Below are 18,585 nucleotides of genomic sequence, written 5' to 3'. Positions count from 1 at the left end.
TCGGTCCTTCGCCCGGGTGCGCGACCGATTCTCGCGGGATCTCCGCCTCTCGCGGTTTCGGCTACTCCTCCTGTCGAAGCGCCCGCAGGACGAGGGCGGTGCGCAGGGCGGCGTCCGCCGCCTCGTACCCCTTGTCTTCCTTCGAGCCCTCGAGCCCGGCGCGATCGAGGCCCTGGGCCTCGTCGTCGAGCGTCAGCACGCCGAAGCCCACGGGCTTGCCGGTGTCGAGCGCCACACGCGTGAGGCCGTCGGTCGCCGCGTTCGAGACGAAGTCGAAGTGCGGTGTGCCGCCCCGGATGATGACGCCGAGCGCCACGACGGCGTCGGCCCCCGCCTCCAGTGCCGCCTTCGCGACCACCGGCAGCTCGAACGAGCCCGGCACGCGCACGAGGCGCCAGGAAGCGCCCGCGGCGTCCAGGGCACGCTCGGCGCCGGCGATGAGGCCGTCGGTGATCTCGTCGTGCCACGTGCCCGCGACCACGACGACGTCGAGGCCGCTGCCGTCGATCACGGTGGCGGTGGCCAGGGGTGAGCCCTTGCCGCTCATTGGTCTGCTCCCTCGTGCATCTGGGCCAGTGCGTCGGCCAGGTCCTGCTCCGCGATGAGGTGTCCCATGCGGTCGCGCTTGGTCTCGAGGTACTGGTGGTTGTTCGGGCCGACCCCGACCAGCAGCGGCACCTGCTCGACGATGTCGAGGCCGAGCTCCCGCAGCTGCTTCACCTTGTCGGAGTTGTTGGTGAGCAGCCGGACGCGCTCGACGCCGAGGTCGGCGAGGATCCCGGCGGCCGCCGCATAGTCACGCGCGTCGGCGGGCAGGCCGAGCGCGAGGTTCGCATCCACGGTGTCGAGTCCGCGCTCCTGCAGCGAGTAGGCGCGCAGCTTGTTGATGAGCCCGATGCCGCGACCTTCGTGGCCGCGCATGTAGACGACGACCCCGCCGTCCTGCTCGATCGCGTCCAGCGCCGCCTCGAGCTGAGGCCCGCACTCGCACTTGAGCGATCCGAAGGCCTCGCCGGTCAGGCACTCCGAGTGCACCCGCACCAGCGGCGCGTCGCTCAGCTCGCCCGACACCACCGCGATGTGATCGGTGCCCGTGATGCGGTCCTTGTAGGCGAGGAAGCGGAACGACCCGTGCGAGGTGGGCACGTGCGCCTCGGCCCGCAGGCTGACCCGGCGCTTGTGGCCACCGCCCGCCGTGGCGGGATCGCGGGGGGCGTGCTCGTCGAGGTGCGCCACGAGCTGCTCGATCGTGATGACCGGGATGCCGTACTCGGCGCCGAGCTCCTGCAGTCCGGGCAGGCGCATCATGCTGCCGTCCTCGGCGACGACCTCGCCGATCACGCCCACGGGCGCGAGGTCGGCGAGCTTCATGAGCTCGACCGCCGCCTCGGTGTGGCCGGCGCGCTCGCGCACGCCGCCGTCGACGGCGCGCAGCGGGAGGATGTGGCCCGGGCGGATGACGCTCGCGGGGGTCGACTCGGCGTCGGCGAGCACGTTGAGCGTGTGGGCCCGGTCGGTGGCGCTGATGCCGGTCGACACGCGGTCGGCGGCATCCACGCTCACGGTGTAGGCGGTGCCGCGGGCGTCCTCGTTGTTCTCGACCATCGGCGGGAGATCCAGGCGGTCGGCCCAGTCGGCGGGCATCGGAGCGCACAGGAAGCCGCTCGTCCAGCGGACGGTCCACGCCACCCACTCGGGCGTCGCGAGTTGCGCCGACAGCACGACGTCGCCCTCGTTCTCGCGGTTCTCATCGTCGGCGACGATGACGGGCCGGCCGGCGCGGAGCGCCTCCAGTGCCTCGGGGATCGTGGCAAGGCTCATCGCGAGCCTCCTTCCGTGGATGCGGACGCGGCCGCGGGGGAGAAGTCGAGCAGGCGCTGCACGTGGCGCGCGAGGATGTCGGTCTCGAGGTTCACGCGGTCGCCGGGCACGCGTGCGCCGAGGGTCGTAGCGGCGAGGGTCTCGGGGATCAACGACACCTCGAACCACGAGTCGTTCGTCGTCTCGCCCGGCACCGGCGCGGGGCTCGACGCGCTCACGGTGAGCGAGACGCCGTCGACGGCGATCGACCCCTTATCGACGACGAGCGGTGCGAACTCGGCGGGCAGCGAGATGCGCAGCACCTGCCATTGCGCGCCGGGCCGGACCTCCTGCACCTCACCGGTCGCGTCGATGTGGCCCTGCACGATGTGCCCGCCGAGGCGGCCGTGCGCGGCCATCGCGCGCTCGAGGTTCACCCGGCGCCCGGGCGCGACGCCGGCGAGCGTCGACATGTCGAGGGTCTGCTTCATCACATCGGCGGTGAACCAGTCGGGCCCCTGGTCGACGACGGTGAGGCAGACGCCGCTGACCGAGATGGAGTCGCCGTGCGCGGCATCCGAGACCGCCTTCGGTCCGCGCACCGTCATTCGCACGCCGTCACCCGACGGTGCCACGGCGGTGACCTCGCCGATCTCTTCCACGATCCCGGTGAACATCACAGGACTCCTTCTCGTTGTGCTTCGCTGCGCGCCACGGTGGCGGGCCCGGAGGGGACGTCTTCGCGCGGCCGGAGGGTGAGCAGCAGGTCGTCGCCGAGCGGGGCGACCGCCGCGAGGGTGAACCGGCGCGCGTCGGCGATGGTCGTGACGTCGAGGTCGTGGAGGGCGAGGCGCTCACCGCCCAGCAGCACCGGGGCCACGTAGACGAGCAGCTCGTCGGCGAGGCCCTCGCGGAGGAAGGACGATGCCAGGGCCGGGCCGCCTTCGACGAACACCCGCTGCGCTCCGCGCGCCCGCAGATCCTCGAGGACCGCGGCGAGTCCGCCCGACGCGGCATCACCCGGAAACTGCAGGAAGCCGTGGGGGTGACGGCGCAGCGCCGCCGACGCGGGGACGGCACGGGTGCCGACCACGACGGGCACCGGCTGGCTCTCGAGAAGCGAGCCGTCCTCGGCCCGGGCGGTGAGCGCCGGATCGTCGGCCAGCACGGTGCCGGTGCCGGCGACGATCGCGTCGGCGGCGGCCCGCCGGCGGTGCACGTGGGCCCGCGCCGCGGGGCCGGTGATCCACTGGCTGGTGCCGTCGGCGGCGGCGGCCCGCCCGTCGAGGCTCTGCGCCCACTTGACGGTGACGTGCGGGCGGCCGAGACGCTGGACCGTGAGCCACGAGTCGAGCAGCGCGGCGCCCTCGGAAGCGAGAACCCCCGCCTCGACGTCGACACCGGCCTCGCGCAGCCGCGCCGCGCCGCCGGAAGAGTGGTCGCCGGGGTCGGCTACGGAGTACACCACGCGCGCGACGCCCGCGGCGATGAGCGCCTCGGAGCAGGGGCCGGTGCGGCCGTGGTGGTTGCATGGCTCGAGGGTGACCACGGCCGTGGCGCCGCGCGCAGCGCCCGGCGCCAGTCGCGACAGCGCATCGACCTCGGCGTGCGGGGTGCCCGCGCCGCGGTGCCATCCCTCCGCGAGGACCTCGCCGGCGGGTGACAGGAGCACCGCTCCGACCTGGGGGTTGACGCCCCGCGGGCCGCGTCCGGCGATCGCCAGCGCGCGACGCATCGCGTCGTGTTCCGCCGTGCTCGCCATGGGGCCCTCGTCTCGTCGTTCTCGACGCTCCGGGGGCGCGGGCAGCGACGGCGCGCGTGGCGCCGCCCGTGCTGCCTCCCATCCGGACTAGCGACGGCGGTCCTGGAAGAACCACGTCGCATCACCGTCGGTTCCGGAATTCCACCGGATCGGCCGCCGCGTCCCTCCCGATCAGGAGTTCTGCGTTGGCTCGCGGACTGTCACCGCCGGTTCGGATTCACACCGACCCCGGAGCACGTTGATGCTCTCGAGTGTAGTCAACGCGGCATCCGCTCGTTCATTCCATGTCCACGGATGAAGCGTCACGGAGCGCAGGAAGCCGGTCGTGGGACGTCAGTCGAGGAGCGCCCGCGCCGTCGCCTCGTCGACGACGAGGTCGGTCGCGATCTGCGCGGCGAGGGCGCCCCGCAGGCTCGCGAGCTTCGAGACGCCCGACACGACGCACAGCCGCCGGGGGATGGCGCGCAGCAGGTCGAGGCTCGGGCCTGTGGCGCGGTCGTTGAGCGCGATGCCGTCGCTCGAGCCGTCGGCGCGATAGAACACGGTCGCGACGTCGCCGACGACCCCCTCGTCGTCGAGCTGGTCGAGCTCGGCGGGCTCGAGGTAGCCGCCGCTGTAGACGTGGCTCGGGACGCGCGACCCGGCCGACCCGGTGCTGAACAGCACCAGGTCCATGGCGGGCAGCATGTCGAGGATGCGCCGCGTGCTGCGCTCGCGCCACATCGCCTTCTTCGTCGCGGGGTCGTCGAAGAACGCCGGCACGGGGAACTGCTGCGCCCGCCCGTCGTAGGCGGCGGCGAAGCGGCTGAGGATCTCGCTCGCATACAGAAGGCCGGTGGAGTGGGTGTTGCCGGATCCGTTCAGCTGCACGAATGTCGTGCCGTGGACGGGCTTGGGCACGAGGTGACGGCTGACCGCCGCGGTGGTCGAACCCCACGCGACGCCCACGGTCATGTCGTCCTGCACGAGATCGAGGAGGGCGTGCGCAGCGGCGACGGCCACGCGCTGCAGCCGGTCGACCTCGGTGGCGTCGTCGGGGACCGGAACGACCTGCGCCGTGACCCCGTACTGCTCGGCCAACCGCTCCTCGAGTCGTTGCGGCGCGGCGAAGGGCGAGCGGATGCGGATGTCGACGATGCCGGTCGCCCGGGCGTGGGTGAGCAGTCGCGACACCGTCGAGCGCGACGTGCCGAGCTCCTGCGCGATCGCGTCCATCGTGCGGTCCTGCACGTAGTACAGGTGCGCGGCGGTGAGTGCGCGCTGCACCGTGCGCGGGTCGGCGGGCTGGTCCATGGGTCCATCGTGCACGTATGTGCATATCGTCTGCAAGGACGTCCACCGGTGTCATGATGGGAGACGAAGGCACGGCACGGCTGATGGGAGAAGCGATGACGACGCGGTCGACGGCACGAGGTTGGACGTCCCTTGCGGAGCGGCCCTACGCCGACGTGCTCATCATCGGCGGCGGCATCAACGGTCTCGCGACGTTCCGCGACCTGGCCATGCAGGGCGTGGACGTGGCGCTCGTGGAGCGCGACGACTTCGTCAGCGGCGCGTCGGCGGCGTCCTCGCACATGATCCATGGCGGCATCCGCTATCTCGAGAACGGCGAGTTCCGCCTCGTGCACGAGGCCGTCACCGAACGCAACGCGCTGCTGCGGATCGCACCGCACTACGTGCGCCCGCTGCAGACCACGATCCCGATCTTCTCGACCTTCTCAGGCGTGCTCTCGGCGCCGCTGCGGTTCCTCCGCCACGGCGGCGGCAAGCACCATGAGCGCGGTGCGGCCCTCATCAAGATCGGGCTCGTGATCTACGACTCCTTCTCGCGTGGCGGCGGGGTGTTCGGTGCGAACACCGTCGCCAAGCACACGTTCCACGGCCGCAAGCGCTCCCTCGCGCAGCTGCCGCAGCTGAACCCCGACGTGAAGTACACCGCGACGTACTGGGACGCGTCGCTGCACGACCCCGAGCGCCTCGCCATCGACGTGCTGCGCGACGGGAGGGCTGCCGCCGGCGAGCGGGCACGCGCGGCCAACTACACCGCTGCCGTGGGCGTGGAGGACGGGCGAGTCCTGCTGCGCGACGCGGTCACCGGCGAAGAGACGCCGTTCACCGCAGCGGTCGTCGTCAACGCGAGCGGTCCCTGGACCGACCTCACCAATGCGGCCCTCGGCGATCCGACGCGCTACATGGGCGGCACCAAGGGGTCGCACATCGTCCTCGACCATCCGGAGCTGCTCGCCGCGACCGGCGGACGCGAGTTGTTCTTCGAGAACGAGGACGGCCGCATCGTGCTCATCTATCCGCTCAAGGGGCGGGTGCTCGTCGGGACCACCGACCTCGAGCACGACATGTCCGACCCCGTGGTGTGCACCGAGCCGGAGGTCGACTACTTCATCGAGCTGATCTCGCAGGTGCTTCCGGCGATTCCCGTCGAGCGCTCGCAGATCGTCTACCGCTTCGCCGGTGTGCGCCCCCTCCCGGGCCACGGCGACGTCTCGCCCGGGTTCGTCTCACGCGACTACCGCATCGAGTCCGCGCCTCTTCCGGGCGGGGATGCCACAGTCCTGAGCCTCATCGGCGGCAAATGGACCACCTTCCGGGCATCCGCCGAGCATCTCGCCGACCGCGTGCTGGAACTCCTCGCGCAGCCGCGCCGCAGCTCGACCAAGGGGGTGCCGATCGGCGGCGGGCGGGGGTACCCGGTGACGGAGCGAGCGCGTCAGCAGTGGATCGCCGCGCACGCGGTGGACATCCCGCCGGCCCGCGTCGCCACACTGCTCGACCGCTACGGCACCGTCGCCGCGTCGGTCGTCGACGCCATCGCGGCCGACGCCGACGACGCGCCGCTGGCGCACCTCCGCGGCTACAGCTCGGGCGAGCTCCGCCACCTCGCGGCGACCGAGGACGTCGTGCACCTCGAGGACCTGCTCCTGCGGCGCACCAGCATCGCGTTCGTCGGCGCGGGGACGGCCGAGGCGGTCGCCGAGGCCGCCGAGGCGATCGCCCCGGTTCTCGGCTGGGACGCGGCGCGCACGGCGCGGGAGGCGGAGCGCGCGCTGGACCGCATCCACGCGGCCGACCCGTCCTGGATCCCCGCCGCCGCGCGATAGCCTGACCGCACGCGCGCGAGCGCGACGATGGCGCGGGCGGTGCCGCCCGCCGAGCAAGGAGACGACGTTGCCCGACCACGTGCTGTCCATCGACCAGGGCACGACTTCCACTCGCGCGATCGTGTTCGACGCCGGCGGCCAGGCCGTCGCGGTGTCGCAGCGCGAGCACGAGCAGATTTTCCCGCGCGCCGGCCGGGTGGAGCACGACCCCGTCGAGATCTGGACCAACACCGAGTGGGTCATCGCGTCGTGCCTCTCGCGCGCCGGGATCACGGCATCCGACGTCGCCGCCATCGGCGTGACGAACCAGCGCGAGACCGCGATCGTGTGGGAGAAGCGCACCGGGCGCCCCGTCCACAACGCGCTCGTCTGGCAGGACACCCGCACCCAGCCGCGCATCGACGAGCTCGCGCGCGAGGGTGGGATCGACCGGTTCGCCGACACCACCGGGCTGCCGCTCGCGACCTACTTCTCGGCATCCAAGGTCGCCTGGATCCTCGACAACGTCGACGGCGCCCGCGCCGCCGCCGAAGCGGGCGAGCTGCTGTTCGGCACGCCCGACACCTGGGTGGTGTGGAACCTCACCGGCGGCGCGCGCGGCGGCATCCACGTCACCGACGTCACCAACGCCTCGCGCACCCTCCTGATGGACCTCCGCACGCTCGACTGGTCCGACGAGCTGCTCGACCTGTGGCGGATCCCGCGCGCGATGATGCCCGGCATCCGCTCCTCGTCCGAGGTGGTCGGCTCGTCGCAGCTCCCGGACGTGCTGCACGGCGCGCCGATCGCCGGAATCCTCGGCGACCAGCAGGCTGCGACCTTCGGGCAGGCCGCCTTCGAGGCGGGGGAGTCGAAGAACACCTACGGCACGGGCAACTTCCTCCTCGTCAACACCGGCACCGAGATCGTGCGCTCGGCGAGCGGTCTCATCACCACGGTGGGCTACCGCATCGGCGACGAGCCCGCCCGGTATGCGCTCGAGGGATCCATCGCGGTCACCGGATCGCTGGTGCAGTGGCTGCGCGACAACCTCGGCATCATCCAGCGCTCGGAAGACGTCGAGACGCTCGCCGCCTCCGTCGACGACAACGGCGGCGCGTACTTCGTGCCGGCGTTCTCGGGGCTCTTCGCGCCGTACTGGCGCCCCGACGCGCGCGGCGCGCTCGTCGGCCTCACGCGCTACGTCAACAAGGCGCACATCGCGCGCGCCGCGCTGGAGTCCACGGCGTTCCAGACGCGGGACGTCATCGACGCGGTCGTCACTGACACCGGACGCACGCTCGACGAGCTGCGGGTGGACGGCGGCATGACGCGTGACGACCTGCTCATGCAGTTCCAGGCCGACATCCTCGGCATCCCGGTCGTGCGCCCGAAGGTCGTCGAGACGACGGCGCTCGGTGCGGCCTATGCGGCCGGCCTCGCGACCGGGGTCTGGCGCGACCTCGACGAGCTGCGGACCCACTGGCGGGAGGACGTGCGCTTCGAGCCGCGGATGCCGGAGGACGAACGGGAACGCCGCTACCGGCAGTGGGGCAAGGCCGTGTCGAAGTCGCTCGACTGGGTGGACGACGACGCGCGCGTGCTGATGGGCACCACTGGCAGCTGAGCGGCCGGTCGGAGTCCGCGGCTCCGGGTCCGGGTCCGCCCAGGCGGACCGGGGCTACTTCAGCAGTCGCGAGAGCCGGCGGTCGGCGAGGATCTTGCCGCCGGTCTGACAGGTCGGGCAGTACTCGAGCGAGTTGTCGGCGAAGAAGACGCTCCGCACCTCGTCGCCGCAGACCGGGCACTTCTCGCCCCGGCGACCGTGCACCTGCATGCCGCGGCGCTTCGCGTCTTTCAGTTCAGCCGGGGGCTTGCCGGATGCCTCGGCCACGGCATCCGTCAGCGTCGCCGTCATCGCGTCGAACAGACGCGTGACGTCGTCGTCGGTCAGCGACGACGCGAGCGCATACGGCGACATCTTCGCGGCGTGCAGGATCTCGTCGGAGTAGGCGTTGCCGACGCCCGCGATGATCGACTGGTCGCGCAGCACGCCCTTGATCTGGGTGCGGCGGCCCTCGATCAGGCCGGCGAAGGTGTCGCGCGTGAACGCCGGGTCGAGCGGGTCGGGCCCGAGCCGCGCGACGCCGGGTACCTCGGCCGGGTCGCGCACAACGTAGTACGCCAGCGACTTCTTCGTGCCCGCCTCGGTGAGGTCGAATCCGGCACCGTCGTCGAGGGCGACGCGCAGCGCGATCGGGGTCTTACCCGGGCGGATCACGGTCTGCGGCAGTTCGTCGTACCACCGCAGCCACCCGGCCTTCGCGAGGTGGAAGACGAGGTACGGGCCGGTGGTGCCGAGCGCGACGAACTTGCCGTGACGCTCGGCGCCGGTGATCTCCTGCCCGTGGAGGGCGTCGATCGGCGGGTCGTACGTCTTCAGCGCCGCGATGTTCGCGACCGTCGCGCGCGCGATGCGCACACCGGTCAGCCGCTCGCGGAGGAAGTCGACGAGCCCCTGCACCTCGGGCATCTCGGGCATGCGCTCATCCTGCCACGCCCGGACGACACCCGGGCCGACGGGTGCCGCTGGAGGGGAGGTCGCGTGCCGCGGGCCCGGCCCCCACGGCCTCAGTGCGCGAGCACCGGCCAGGGCTGCGGCATCCGCTCGTCCGTCGTGAGCAGCGCAGCCAGCCAGCCGTCGTCCCTGCCGTGAGAGCTGACGAGAGCTTGGCGAAGGGTGCCCTCGTAGCGGAATCCCAGGGCCTGGGCCACCTTCGCGGACGCGACGTTGCCGACGACCGCGCGCCACTCGATGCGGGTGAGATCCCCGCCCTCGGAGGAGAAGCCCCAGTCGATGACGGCGTTCGCGGCCTCGCGCAGGCGTCCGCCGCCACGCCGATCGGGCGCGACCCAGAAGCCGATCTCGCCGTTGCCCTGACCGTCGAGGCGGTAGAACCCGATGGTGCCGACGAGCGTCGCGCCCTCGCGGATCACCCAGGTGCGGTGCAGTTCGCCCGCCCACTGCTCGGCGACGGCGGTGATGAACTTCTCGGCGTCGGCACGCGTGTAGGGCGAGGGAACGCGCGTGTACCGCTGGATATCGGGGTCCTGGCACGCCTCGTAGATCGCGTCGACGTCGCCGTCGGTCGGCTGGTCGAGCACGAGCCGCGCGGTGCGCAGGGTCACGGGTTCCACCGGCCCAGCCTATTGGCCCGGTGTCGATCCGCCGGGAGCTCGGGACGCCGCGCCCGTGCAGCGACGGCGAGACCTTGCTGAGCCGCACTGACCGGTTCGCAACTCAGGATGGTTGCCTCCGGAAGGGCCCCGGTGAGCGCGCCGCCGACATCCATCCTGAATTGCGAGCAGGCCCACTCCTCCCCAGGTAGCCCTTCCGAGCGCTGATCCACAGATCGCGGCACTCACCGCCGGCCGGGGCACGGTGTCCGCGAGATTTCTCAGCATGTGGAGCACCCATCAAACCCGCGCCGATCTGTTCTCAGCCGGTTTCTCAGGCCGTCAGATCACAGCGGCCGTCCGCGCTGGTGCGATCGTCCGGGCACGACGTGACCGATACTTGCCGCCCGACGCCCCCGACGAGGTCGTCCGGGCAGTGCGAGTAGGCGGCCGGCTCACCTGTCTCTCGCTGCTGAAGCTGCACGAGGTCTTCGTACTGGCGAACAGCAAGCTCCACGTGCAGGTCGCGCCGCGGATGAGCCGCATGCGATCACCGCACGACCGTTCCCACCGGCTCGACCTGACGAAGCTCCATGGGACTCGGCTCCACTGGCTCACGGCCCGCGAGGACGGAGGCGCTGCCACATGCGCGAGTCTGGTTGAGGCACTCGCCCATGGCGTGCTCTGCCAGGCACCGCGCGCAGCGATCGCCTCGATCGACAGCGCCCTGAACAAAGGCCTGGTAGGGATGGAGGACATCGCGACCATCTTCGCGATGCTTCCCGCCAAGTACGGAGTGCTCCAGCCGCTGATCGACGGCAGGGCGCAGTCCGGCCCCGAAACGCTCGTGCGACTGATGCTCCTGGCGCTGGGATGCGCGGTCGATCTGCAGGTCGAGTTCGACGGCGTCGGCTTCGTGGACATCGTCGTCGACGACTGGCTCGTGGTGGAGTGCGACAGCAGACAGCACCACTCCGACTGGGAACAGCGAGTCAAGGACTACACCCGCGACCTCCGCCTCGCGCAGCGCGGATACGCCGTGCTGCGCCTGACGGCGAAGGACATCATGGAGCGGCCGGAAGAGGTGCTCTCGGCCCTGCGTGGACTGGTCTCAGCCCGGGACCGTCACTCTCCTCGCTCGCGGGGTGCCGCGGCTCCACGCCGCAAGATCCGGTCGCGGTCGCGTTCCTAACTCAGGATGGATGCTCGTAAGAGGTGCCGATGTCGGGGTTCCCGAGCGTTGATCCTGAGTTGCGCACCGGATGGCCGGGGTCATGGGGCGGGGTGGCTCTCGGCAGGGTGGCTCTCTGTTCGTAACTCAGGATGAATGCGCGTGAGGGGCCCTGGACTCAGCCTTCGCGGGCATCGATCCTGAGTTGCGCACCAGGCCGCGGTGAACAGATGCCGCGGCGAGAGTTGCCGCCGCGACTCTTGAGGGGTCGCCGCGGAGAGCGCGGATGCCGCGGAGAGAGCGGATGCCGCGGATCGCTGCCGCTGCGTACCGAGGACGGATGCCGTGGCCGCCGGCCGCGGCGTCCGCTCACGGTCAGCGGGAGCGGCGGAGGAGGCCGACCTTGTCGTAGACGTCGGAGAGAGTGCGGTTCGCCACCTCTTCGGCCTTCGCGGCGTTGACTGCGAGGACGCGGTCGAGCTCGGCCGGGTCGTCGAGGAGTTCCAGCGCACGCGACCGCACCGGCCCGAACTCGTTCACCACGACCTCGGCGAGTCCCTTCTTGAAGTCGCCGTAGCCGCGGCCGGCGTACTCGTCCTCGATGGCCGGGATCTGGCGGCCCGTCAGGGCGGCGTAGATCACGAGCAGGTTCGACACGCCGGGCTTCGCCTCGCGGTCGTAGCGCACCGAGCCCTCGGAGTCGGTCACGGCCCGCATGATCTTCTTGGCCGACACCGCCGGGTCGTCGAGCAGCCACAGCACGCCGGCATCGGACTCCGCGGACTTCGACATCTTCGACGTCGGATTCTGCAGGTCGTAGATGCGGGCCGTGTCCTGCTGGATGACGGGCATCGGCACCTTGAACGCCGTGCCGAAGCGGCTGTTGAACCGCTCGGCGAGATCGCGCGTGAGCTCGACGTGCTGCTTCTGGTCGTCGCCGACCGGCACGATGTCGGTCTGGTACAGCAGGATGTCGGCGGCCATCAGCACCGGGTAGGTGAAGAGTCCGACCGACGTCGCGTCGGAGCCGTAGCGCTGCGACTTGTCTTTGAACTGCGTCATGCGTCCGGCCTCGCCGAACCCGGTGATGGTGGAGAGGATCCACGCGAGCTCCGGGTGGGCCGGCACGTGCGACTGCACGTACAGCGTCGACTTCGACGGCTCGATGCCCGCGGCGATGTACTGCGCGGCCGTGCGGCGGGTCTTCTCGCGGAGGTGCTCGGGGTCCTGCGCGACGGTGATCGCGTGGAGGTCGACCACCGAGAAGAACGCGTCGTAGGACTCCTGCAGGTCGCGCCACTGCATGAGCGCCCCGATGTAGTTGCCGATCTGGAGCGAGTCGGCGGAGGGCTGCATGCCGGAGTACAAACGCGGTTTGCTCATCGGGCAATTCTATTGAACGGATGCCGCGCCCCGACGCGGTGCGGCGGTGCGGGGCGTTTCGTCTCGTCGCTGCGCTTCTCGTTCAACGACCGGGGAGGCCGGCGCGGGGTGGTTACTGGCCGAGCGTGTACTCGGCGACCACGGGGGAGTGGTCGCTCCAGCGTGTGTCCCACGAGGGCGCGCGCACCACGCGGTAGTCGACGACGCGCGCGCCGAGTTCGGGGGTGGCGAGGTGGTAGTCGATGCGCCATCCGGTGTCGTTGTCGAATGCGCGGCCGCGCATCGACCACCAGGTGTACGGTCCGTCGACGTCGCCGTGGAACCGGCGGCCCACGTCGACCCAGCCGAGTCCGCGGCCGACCGAGCCGTCGGCGCCCGTGACGTCGGCCCCCTCGTCGCCGAAGAAACGGTCGAAGTAGGCGCGTTCGCGCGGCAGGAAGCCCGCCTTCTTGACGTTGCCCTTCCAGTTGCGGATGTCGAACTCGCGGTGACCGACGTTGAGGTCGCCCATCACGAGCGCGAGCGGCGAGGCGGCCTGGAGCTGCGGCATCCGCTTCTCCATCGCGTCGAGGAACGCCCACTTCGCATCCTGCTTGGGCGTGTCGGCCTCGCCGGTGTGGACGTACGCGCTGACGACGATCAGGCGCTCGCCGTCGATGTCGAAGTCGGCCTCGATCCACCGGCCCGCGCTGTCGAGCACGTCGGCGGCGTCCTCGGCTGCGGGGCCGAGCACCCGTCGCACGTCGACGGACGGCATCCGGCTCGCGACAGCCACCCCCGCGCGCCCCTTCGCCAGCGCCTCGTCGTTGACGATCTCCCAGCCGGGCAGCGCCGTACGCAGCTCTTCCTCGGTGGCGCGCACCTCTTGCAGCGCCATCACATCGACGTCGGCCTCATCGAGCCACTCGAGCATGCCCTTGCGCGTCGCCGCGCGGATTCCGTTGACGTTGACAGAGGCGATCCGAACTCGACGAGACACGCCCGCCAGACTATCCGGCCCCGCCGACACTCAGCGTTTCGTCGTCGCGTCGGGATCGCCGGGCTCGGACGCGCGCCGTGCACGCGCCCCGCCGGTCTTGCGCGACGGCTTGCCCTTCGCGGGAGGGGGCGTGACCGCGACCGGCGCCTTGCCCGCGACCGGCGCCTTGCCCGCGACCGGCGCCTTGCCCGCGACCGGCGCCTTGCCCGCGACCGGCGCCTTCGCCGCGGCCGGCACGTTCGGCGTCGCAGCCTCCACCTGCCTGAGCTCCTCCTCGGCATCGTGGACGGCGCGGTCGGCCGCCCACGCGCGATACCACGGCGCCTGGGCGCGGGCATCCTGCGCCGTGCGCAGTCGCACCCGGGCGGCCAGCAGGAGCGCCGCGTGCTCCGCGGCGATGCGCTCGGCCTCGGTCGGCGGGAGCAGCACGACGTCGCGGTCCTTCGCGGCGACGGCGATCCACGCGGCGGCCACCAGCATGACGATGCCGAGGAGGCGGAACCACAGCAGCATCCCGATGAAGATCGCGAAGGTTGCGAGCAGGGGGTTGGAGGGCGTGTAGCTGAGCAGGAGGCCCGCACCGAGCTGGAGCACCGAGATGCCGAGTCCGCCGAGCATCGCTCCGGGCCAGATCCGGCGCCACGGCAGCTTCGTGCCGGTCAGGAAGCGGAACAGCCCCACCAGCGCGGTCGACGTGATGACGAATCCGATGAACACCGAGCCGAGGCTCACGGTGATGTCGGTGAAGGCGCTGGTGTCCTTGAACCCGATCAGCGACAGGATCCACTCCACCGCGTAGCTGCCGATGATGCTGAGGGCGGCACCGAGGATGAGCGCCGCACCGAAGATGAGCGCCGCGACGAAGTCGCGCGCCTTGAGCAGGAAGTAGCTGCGGCGATCCGGAGGGATGGCGAAGAGCTCGCGCACGGCACGCCGAGAGTAGGTGACCCAGTCGATCGCGGTCCAGATGAGTGTGCCGAGGGCGATGATGCCCGTCCACCCGAGAACCCCGGAATTGGACGAGGCGATCTCCTGCACCTGTTCGGGAGTGGCGAGGCCGCCCGAATCCGCGATGAGGCCGGGGATGTACACGTTGATCAGGTCGATCAGGCGGTCGACGGCCTCCGTGCTGCCGCCGAGCCAGATGCCCACGATCGCGAACACGAGGTAGATCGCGGCGAAGCACGCGAACAGCGCCACGTAGCTGACGCCCGCCGCGAGCAGGAACCCGTTCTCGATGAGGAAGTGGCGCCACACCCGCACCGGGAACCACGCCATGGTCGCCTGCGTCAGCTTCGTCGCTCGGCTGATCGGCGCGTCGAACCGCTCGCGCAGGCTGTGCTCCGTCGCCTCCCAGCGCTCCCGGAGGGACTCCTCCTCGCGCTGTGCGGCGTCCGCGGCCGCGCGGGCATCGGGCGGGGGCGTGCGGCTCACGAGTTCACCCTAGCGACAGACGGATGCCGCAACGCATCGCGTCGCGGCATCCGTCTGTGAAAGGGGTCGAAGCCTACGGGCGCCCGCGGAGGACCGCCTGCTTGACCTCGGCGATGGCCTTCGTCACCTCGATGCCGCGGGGGCACGCCTCGGTGCAGTTGAAGGTCGTGCGGCAGCGCCACACGCCCTCCTTGTCGTTGAGGATGTCGAGGCGGACGTCGCCTGCGTCGTCGCGCGAGTCGAAGATGAAGCGGTGCGCGTTGACGATCGCGGCGGGGCCGAAGTACTGGCCGTCGGTCCAGAACACGGGGCACGACGACGTGCACGCGGCGCAGAGGATGCACTTCGTGGTGTCGTCGAAGACCTCGCGGTCGACGATCGACTGGATGCGCTCCTTGCCGGCCTCGGGCTGGGAGTTGGCGATCAGGAACGGCTGCACCTCGCGGTACGACGCGAAGAAGGGCTCCATGTCTACGACGAGGTCCTTCTCCAGCGGCAGGCCCTTGATGGCCTCGACGTAGATCGGCTGCGAGATGTCGAGGTCCTTGATGAGCGTCTTGCACGCGAGCCGGTTGCGGCCGTTGATGCGCATCGCGTCGGATCCGCAGATGCCGTGGGCGCACGACCGGCGGAACGTGAGCGAGCCGTCGACCTCCCACTTGATCTTGTGCAGCGCGTCGAGCACGCGGTCGGTCGAGTACAGCTCGACGTCGTAGTCGACCCAGCGCGGCTCCTCGTCGACCTCGGGGTCGAAGCGGCGGATGATGAAGGTCACGAGGAACGACTGGATGCCCGTGTCGTTCGCGGTCTCCTGCGCGCGCTCCGGAGCGTCGGCGTCGGTGCGCTCGATGACGTCGGTGACGGAGGTCGCCATCAGTACTTCCTCTCCATCGGCGGGTAGTTCAACTCGCCCTGTGCGTTCTTCGTGAAGACGACCGGCTTCCAGCCCAGGCTGATGTGGTCCTCGGCGTTGGACGAGTGCGGGTCGCCCGAGAGGTACGCCATCGTGTGCTGCATGTAGTTCTCGTCGTCGCGCTTCGGGAAGTCGTCGCGCATGTGGCCGCCGCGGCTCTCCTTGCGGTTCTTGGCGGTGACGACGACGACCTCGGCGATGTCGAGGAGGAAGCCGAGCTCGACCGCCTCGAGCAGGTCGGTGTTGAACCGCTTGCCCTTGTCGTCGACGTGCACGTTCTTGTAGCGCTCGCGCAGCTCCTCGATGGTGAGGAGCACCTCGCCGAGCGACTCGTCGGTGCGGAACACCTGGGCCTTGCGGTCCATCTCGTCCTGCAGCGTCTTGCGCAGCACCGCGATGCGCTCGGTGCCCTGGTTGTTGCGCAGGCCCTCGATGAGCCCGCGCACCTCGGCGGCGGGGTCGTCGGGGAGCGGCACGAAGTCGGCGGTCTTGACGTACTCGACGGCGTTGCGGCCGGCGCGCTTGCCGAAGACGTTGATGTCGAGCAGCGAGTTGGTGCCGAGGCGGTTCGAGCCGTGCACCGAGACGCACGCGCACTCGCCGGCGGCGTAGAGACCCGGGACGACGGTGGTGTTGTCGGAGAGCACCTGGGCGTCGTTGTTGGTGGGGATGCCGCCCATCGCGTAGTGTGCGGTCGGCATCACCGGGACGGGCTCGACGACCGGGTCGACACCCAGGTAGGTGCGGGCGAACTCGGTGATGTCGGGGAGCTTCGTCTCGAGCACCTCGGCGCCCAGGTGGGTGCAGTCCAGCAGCACGTAGTCGCGGTGCGGTCCCGCGCCGCGACCCTCGGCCACCTCCTGCACCATGCACCGGCTGACGATGTCGCGCGGCGCGAGGTCCTTGATGGTGGGGGCGTAGCGCTCCATGAACCGCTCGCCGCTCACGTTGCGGAGGATCGCGCCTTCACCGCGCGCACCTTCGGTGAGGAGGATGCCGAGCCCGGCCAGTCCGGTCGGGTGGAACTGGAAGAACTCCATGTCTTCCAGCGGCAGGCCCTTGCGCCAGATGATCCCGACGCCGTCACCGGTGAGGGTGTGCGCGTTGGAGGTGGTCTTGAAGATCTTGCCGAACCCGCCGGTGGCGAAGATGACGGCCTTCGAGTGGAAGACGTGCAGGTCGCCGGTGGCGAGCTCGTACGCCACGACGCCCGCGATCTCGGTCTTGCCCGCGGCATCCTTCACCGTGATCAGATCGAGCACGTAGAACTCGTTGAAGAAGTTGATGCCGAGCTTCACGCAGTTCTGGAACAGCGTCTGCAGGATCATGTGCCCGGTGCGGTCGGCGGCGTAGCACGCACGACGCACCGGCGTCTTGCCGTGATCGGCGGTGTGGCCGCCGAAGCGACGCTGGTCGATCTTGCCGTCGGGCGTGCGGTTGAACGGCAGGCCCATGTTCTCGAGGTCGATGACCGCGTCGATGGCCTCCTTTGCGAGGATCTCGGCCGCGTCCTGGTCGACGAGGTAGTCGCCGCCCTTGACGGTGTCGAAGGTGTGCCACTCCCACGAGTCCTCTTCGACGTTGGCCAGCGCCGCCGCCATGCCGCCCTGCGCCGCACCGGTGTGCGAGCGCGTGGGGTACAGCTTCGAGATGACGGCCGTCTTCGCTCCGGGGCCGGCCTCGATGGCCGCCCGCATCCCGGCGCCGCCGGCGCCCACGATGACGATGTCGAACTGGTGGTAGTGGACGCCGTCCTTGACGTAGGAGTCCGCGGTCTGGGTGCTCACGTGTCGATTGCCTCGATTGTCGGTTGCCTGAGGGGCGCGCTCAGCCCTGCGCGCTGCAGATGTCGGTGATGACGCCGGACGCCGTCTCGGGGTCGAACCCGAGGCACGGGTCGAACGTGAAGACGACGAGCGTGCCGAGCACGATGAGGAACGCCGCGGCGAGCCACAGCGCCCACACCAGCACGCGGCGCGTGCCCTGGTGCGTCACGTAGTCGTTGACGATCGTGCGCATGCCGTTCGCGCCGTGGATGAGCGCGAGCCACAGCATCAGCGCGTCCCACCACTGCCAGAACGGGGAGGCGAACTTGCCGGCGACGAATGCGAAGTCGATGCCGTGGATGCCCTCGCCGAGCATGAGGTTGACGAACAGGTGACCGAAGATGAGGACGATCAGCAGCACGCCGGAGACGCGCATGTAGATCCAGCCCCACTTCTCGAGGTTGGGGCCGCTGCGTCGCGCGGTCGTGCGGGGGGCGCGGGGTTCGGCGATGGCGGTCATCAGTGCTCTCCTCCCCAGCCGTAGGCGAAGACGATCGAGAGGTGCCGCACGGCGAAGGGGATCATCGTCGCCAGGAACAGGGCGATGACGCCCCACCACAGCTGCCGCTGGTGGCGGGTCGCCCACGGCCAGAAGTCCACGAGGATGATGCGCAGGCCGTTATAGGCGTGGTAGGCCACGGCGCCGACGAGGACGACCTCGCCGAGACCCATGATCGGGTTCTTGTACGAGCTCATGACGGCGTCGTACGCCTCGGGCGCCACGCGGATCAGCGACGTGTCGAGGATGTGGACCAGTAGGAAGAAGAAGATGGCCACGCCGGTGATGCGGTGCAGCACCCATGACCACATGCCTTCGTTCCCGCGGTACAGGGTGCCGCGGGGGACTCGGGAAGTGGTCTCGGATACCGACGGTGTGACGCGTGCTGGTGCAGACACGTCCGTCCTCCTTGGATCGAAACACGACGGGGCACGCCTCAGAGTGAAGAGGACGGCCCCCGAAGAGGGCCCGGAACGATGCGCTTCGGGCCATCGGCGTCACGCGGGCGCTGAGACCATCCTATTCCCGCATTCCGCGACCGGGCGA

17 protein-coding genes are annotated in these 18,585 nt (G+C 70.5%); 3 read left to right on the top strand and 14 right to left on the bottom strand.

Translation table 11 applies throughout. From position 1 onward, the window contains the following. Window positions 1-61: 61 nt before the first annotated feature. The 5 genes from ribH to R8Z57_RS11705 form a co-directional block, all read right to left on the bottom strand. Window positions 62-547, bottom strand: coding sequence for a 6,7-dimethyl-8-ribityllumazine synthase (gene ribH, locus R8Z57_RS11725; RefSeq protein WP_318353946.1), 486 nt, complete (start codon window positions 545-547; stop codon window positions 62-64). Then, window positions 544-1,821: a GTP cyclohydrolase II gene (gene ribA / locus R8Z57_RS11720; protein ID WP_318353945.1), complete on the bottom strand. Its 1,278-nt coding sequence runs from the start codon at window positions 1,819-1,821 to the stop codon at window positions 544-546. Before ribA ends, ribH begins: the two co-directional genes overlap by 4 nt. Beyond that, window positions 1,818-2,477, bottom strand: a complete 660-nt coding sequence (locus R8Z57_RS11715) for a riboflavin synthase (RefSeq protein WP_318353944.1) — start codon at window positions 2,475-2,477, stop codon at window positions 1,818-1,820. The genes ribA and R8Z57_RS11715 overlap by 4 nt, the downstream gene beginning before the upstream one ends. Next, a complete protein-coding gene (gene ribD, locus R8Z57_RS11710; protein ID WP_318353943.1) occupies window positions 2,477-3,562 on the bottom strand; it encodes a bifunctional diaminohydroxyphosphoribosylaminopyrimidine deaminase/5-amino-6-(5-phosphoribosylamino)uracil reductase RibD in 1,086 nt (361 codons plus the stop codon). The genes R8Z57_RS11715 and ribD overlap by 1 nt, the downstream gene beginning before the upstream one ends. Before the next feature lie 333 nt (window positions 3,563-3,895). After that, window positions 3,896-4,855 carry a sugar-binding transcriptional regulator gene (locus R8Z57_RS11705; RefSeq protein WP_318353942.1) on the bottom strand — a complete coding sequence of 320 codons (960 nt, stop codon included), beginning with the start codon at window positions 4,853-4,855 and terminating at the stop codon, window positions 3,896-3,898. Window positions 4,856-4,950: 95 nt separating this feature from the next. Here R8Z57_RS11705 and R8Z57_RS11700 point away from each other — a divergent pair, with 95 nt between their 5' ends. Continuing rightward, on the top strand, window positions 4,951-6,678 hold the full coding sequence (locus R8Z57_RS11700; RefSeq protein WP_318353941.1) for a glycerol-3-phosphate dehydrogenase/oxidase: 1,728 nt from the start codon (window positions 4,951-4,953) through the stop codon (window positions 6,676-6,678). 67 nt (window positions 6,679-6,745) lie between these two features. Beyond that, window positions 6,746-8,284 (top strand): glycerol kinase GlpK, encoded by a 1,539-nt coding sequence (gene glpK / locus R8Z57_RS11695; protein ID WP_318353940.1) that lies wholly within the window; start codon window positions 6,746-6,748, stop codon window positions 8,282-8,284. A gap of 54 nt (window positions 8,285-8,338) precedes the next feature. On the opposite strand, the gene R8Z57_RS11690 is transcribed toward glpK, so the two are convergent. Beyond that, window positions 8,339-9,199 carry an Fpg/Nei family DNA glycosylase gene (locus R8Z57_RS11690; RefSeq protein WP_318353939.1) on the bottom strand — a complete coding sequence of 287 codons (861 nt, stop codon included), beginning with the start codon at window positions 9,197-9,199 and terminating at the stop codon, window positions 8,339-8,341. Window positions 9,200-9,288: 89 nt separating this feature from the next. Beyond that, on the bottom strand, window positions 9,289-9,855 hold the full coding sequence (locus R8Z57_RS11685; protein ID WP_318353938.1) for a GNAT family N-acetyltransferase: 567 nt from the start codon (window positions 9,853-9,855) through the stop codon (window positions 9,289-9,291). Between the two features lie 265 nt (window positions 9,856-10,120). On the opposite strand from R8Z57_RS11685, the gene R8Z57_RS11680 reads away from it, so the two are divergent. After that, the gene (locus R8Z57_RS11680) at window positions 10,121-11,026 is read left to right on the top strand and encodes an endonuclease domain-containing protein (protein ID WP_318353937.1); all 906 of its coding nucleotides are present in this window, start codon (window positions 10,121-10,123) and stop codon (window positions 11,024-11,026) included. 354 nt (window positions 11,027-11,380) lie between these two features. Here R8Z57_RS11680 and trpS read toward each other — a convergent pair whose 3' ends face one another. The 7 genes from trpS to sdhC form a co-directional block, all read right to left on the bottom strand. After that, the gene (gene trpS, locus R8Z57_RS11675) at window positions 11,381-12,388 is read right to left on the bottom strand and encodes a tryptophan--tRNA ligase (RefSeq protein ID WP_318353936.1); all 1,008 of its coding nucleotides are present in this window, start codon (window positions 12,386-12,388) and stop codon (window positions 11,381-11,383) included. Window positions 12,389-12,500: 112 nt separating this feature from the next. Further along, window positions 12,501-13,367: an exodeoxyribonuclease III gene (locus tag R8Z57_RS11670; protein ID WP_318353935.1), complete on the bottom strand. Its 867-nt coding sequence runs from the start codon at window positions 13,365-13,367 to the stop codon at window positions 12,501-12,503. Between the two features lie 30 nt (window positions 13,368-13,397). Further along, window positions 13,398-14,801 (bottom strand): YihY/virulence factor BrkB family protein, encoded by a 1,404-nt coding sequence (locus tag R8Z57_RS11665; RefSeq protein ID WP_318353934.1) that lies wholly within the window; start codon window positions 14,799-14,801, stop codon window positions 13,398-13,400. A gap of 73 nt (window positions 14,802-14,874) precedes the next feature. Further along, a complete protein-coding gene (locus R8Z57_RS11660) occupies window positions 14,875-15,675 on the bottom strand; it encodes a succinate dehydrogenase iron-sulfur subunit (protein WP_318353933.1) in 801 nt (266 codons plus the stop codon). Further along, window positions 15,675-17,501 (bottom strand): succinate dehydrogenase flavoprotein subunit, encoded by a 1,827-nt coding sequence (gene sdhA / locus R8Z57_RS11655; protein WP_318353932.1) that lies wholly within the window; start codon window positions 17,499-17,501, stop codon window positions 15,675-15,677. Before sdhA ends, R8Z57_RS11660 begins: the two co-directional genes overlap by 1 nt. 40 nt (window positions 17,502-17,541) lie before the next feature. Next, the gene (locus tag R8Z57_RS11650; RefSeq protein WP_318353931.1) at window positions 17,542-18,000 is read right to left on the bottom strand and encodes a succinate dehydrogenase hydrophobic membrane anchor subunit; all 459 of its coding nucleotides are present in this window, start codon (window positions 17,998-18,000) and stop codon (window positions 17,542-17,544) included. After that, window positions 18,000-18,437 (bottom strand): succinate dehydrogenase, cytochrome b556 subunit, encoded by a 438-nt coding sequence (gene sdhC, locus R8Z57_RS11645; RefSeq protein WP_318353930.1) that lies wholly within the window; start codon window positions 18,435-18,437, stop codon window positions 18,000-18,002. The genes R8Z57_RS11650 and sdhC overlap by 1 nt, the downstream gene beginning before the upstream one ends. Between the last annotated feature and the right edge of the window lie 148 nt (window positions 18,438-18,585).

This window comes from Microbacterium sp. M3 (assembly GCF_033548675.1).
Classification (GTDB): Bacteria; Actinomycetota; Actinomycetes; order Actinomycetales; family Microbacteriaceae; genus Microbacterium; species Microbacterium arthrosphaerae.
Note: the sequence above shows the minus strand (reverse complement) of the source record. Positions and strands in the feature narration are given on the sequence as shown.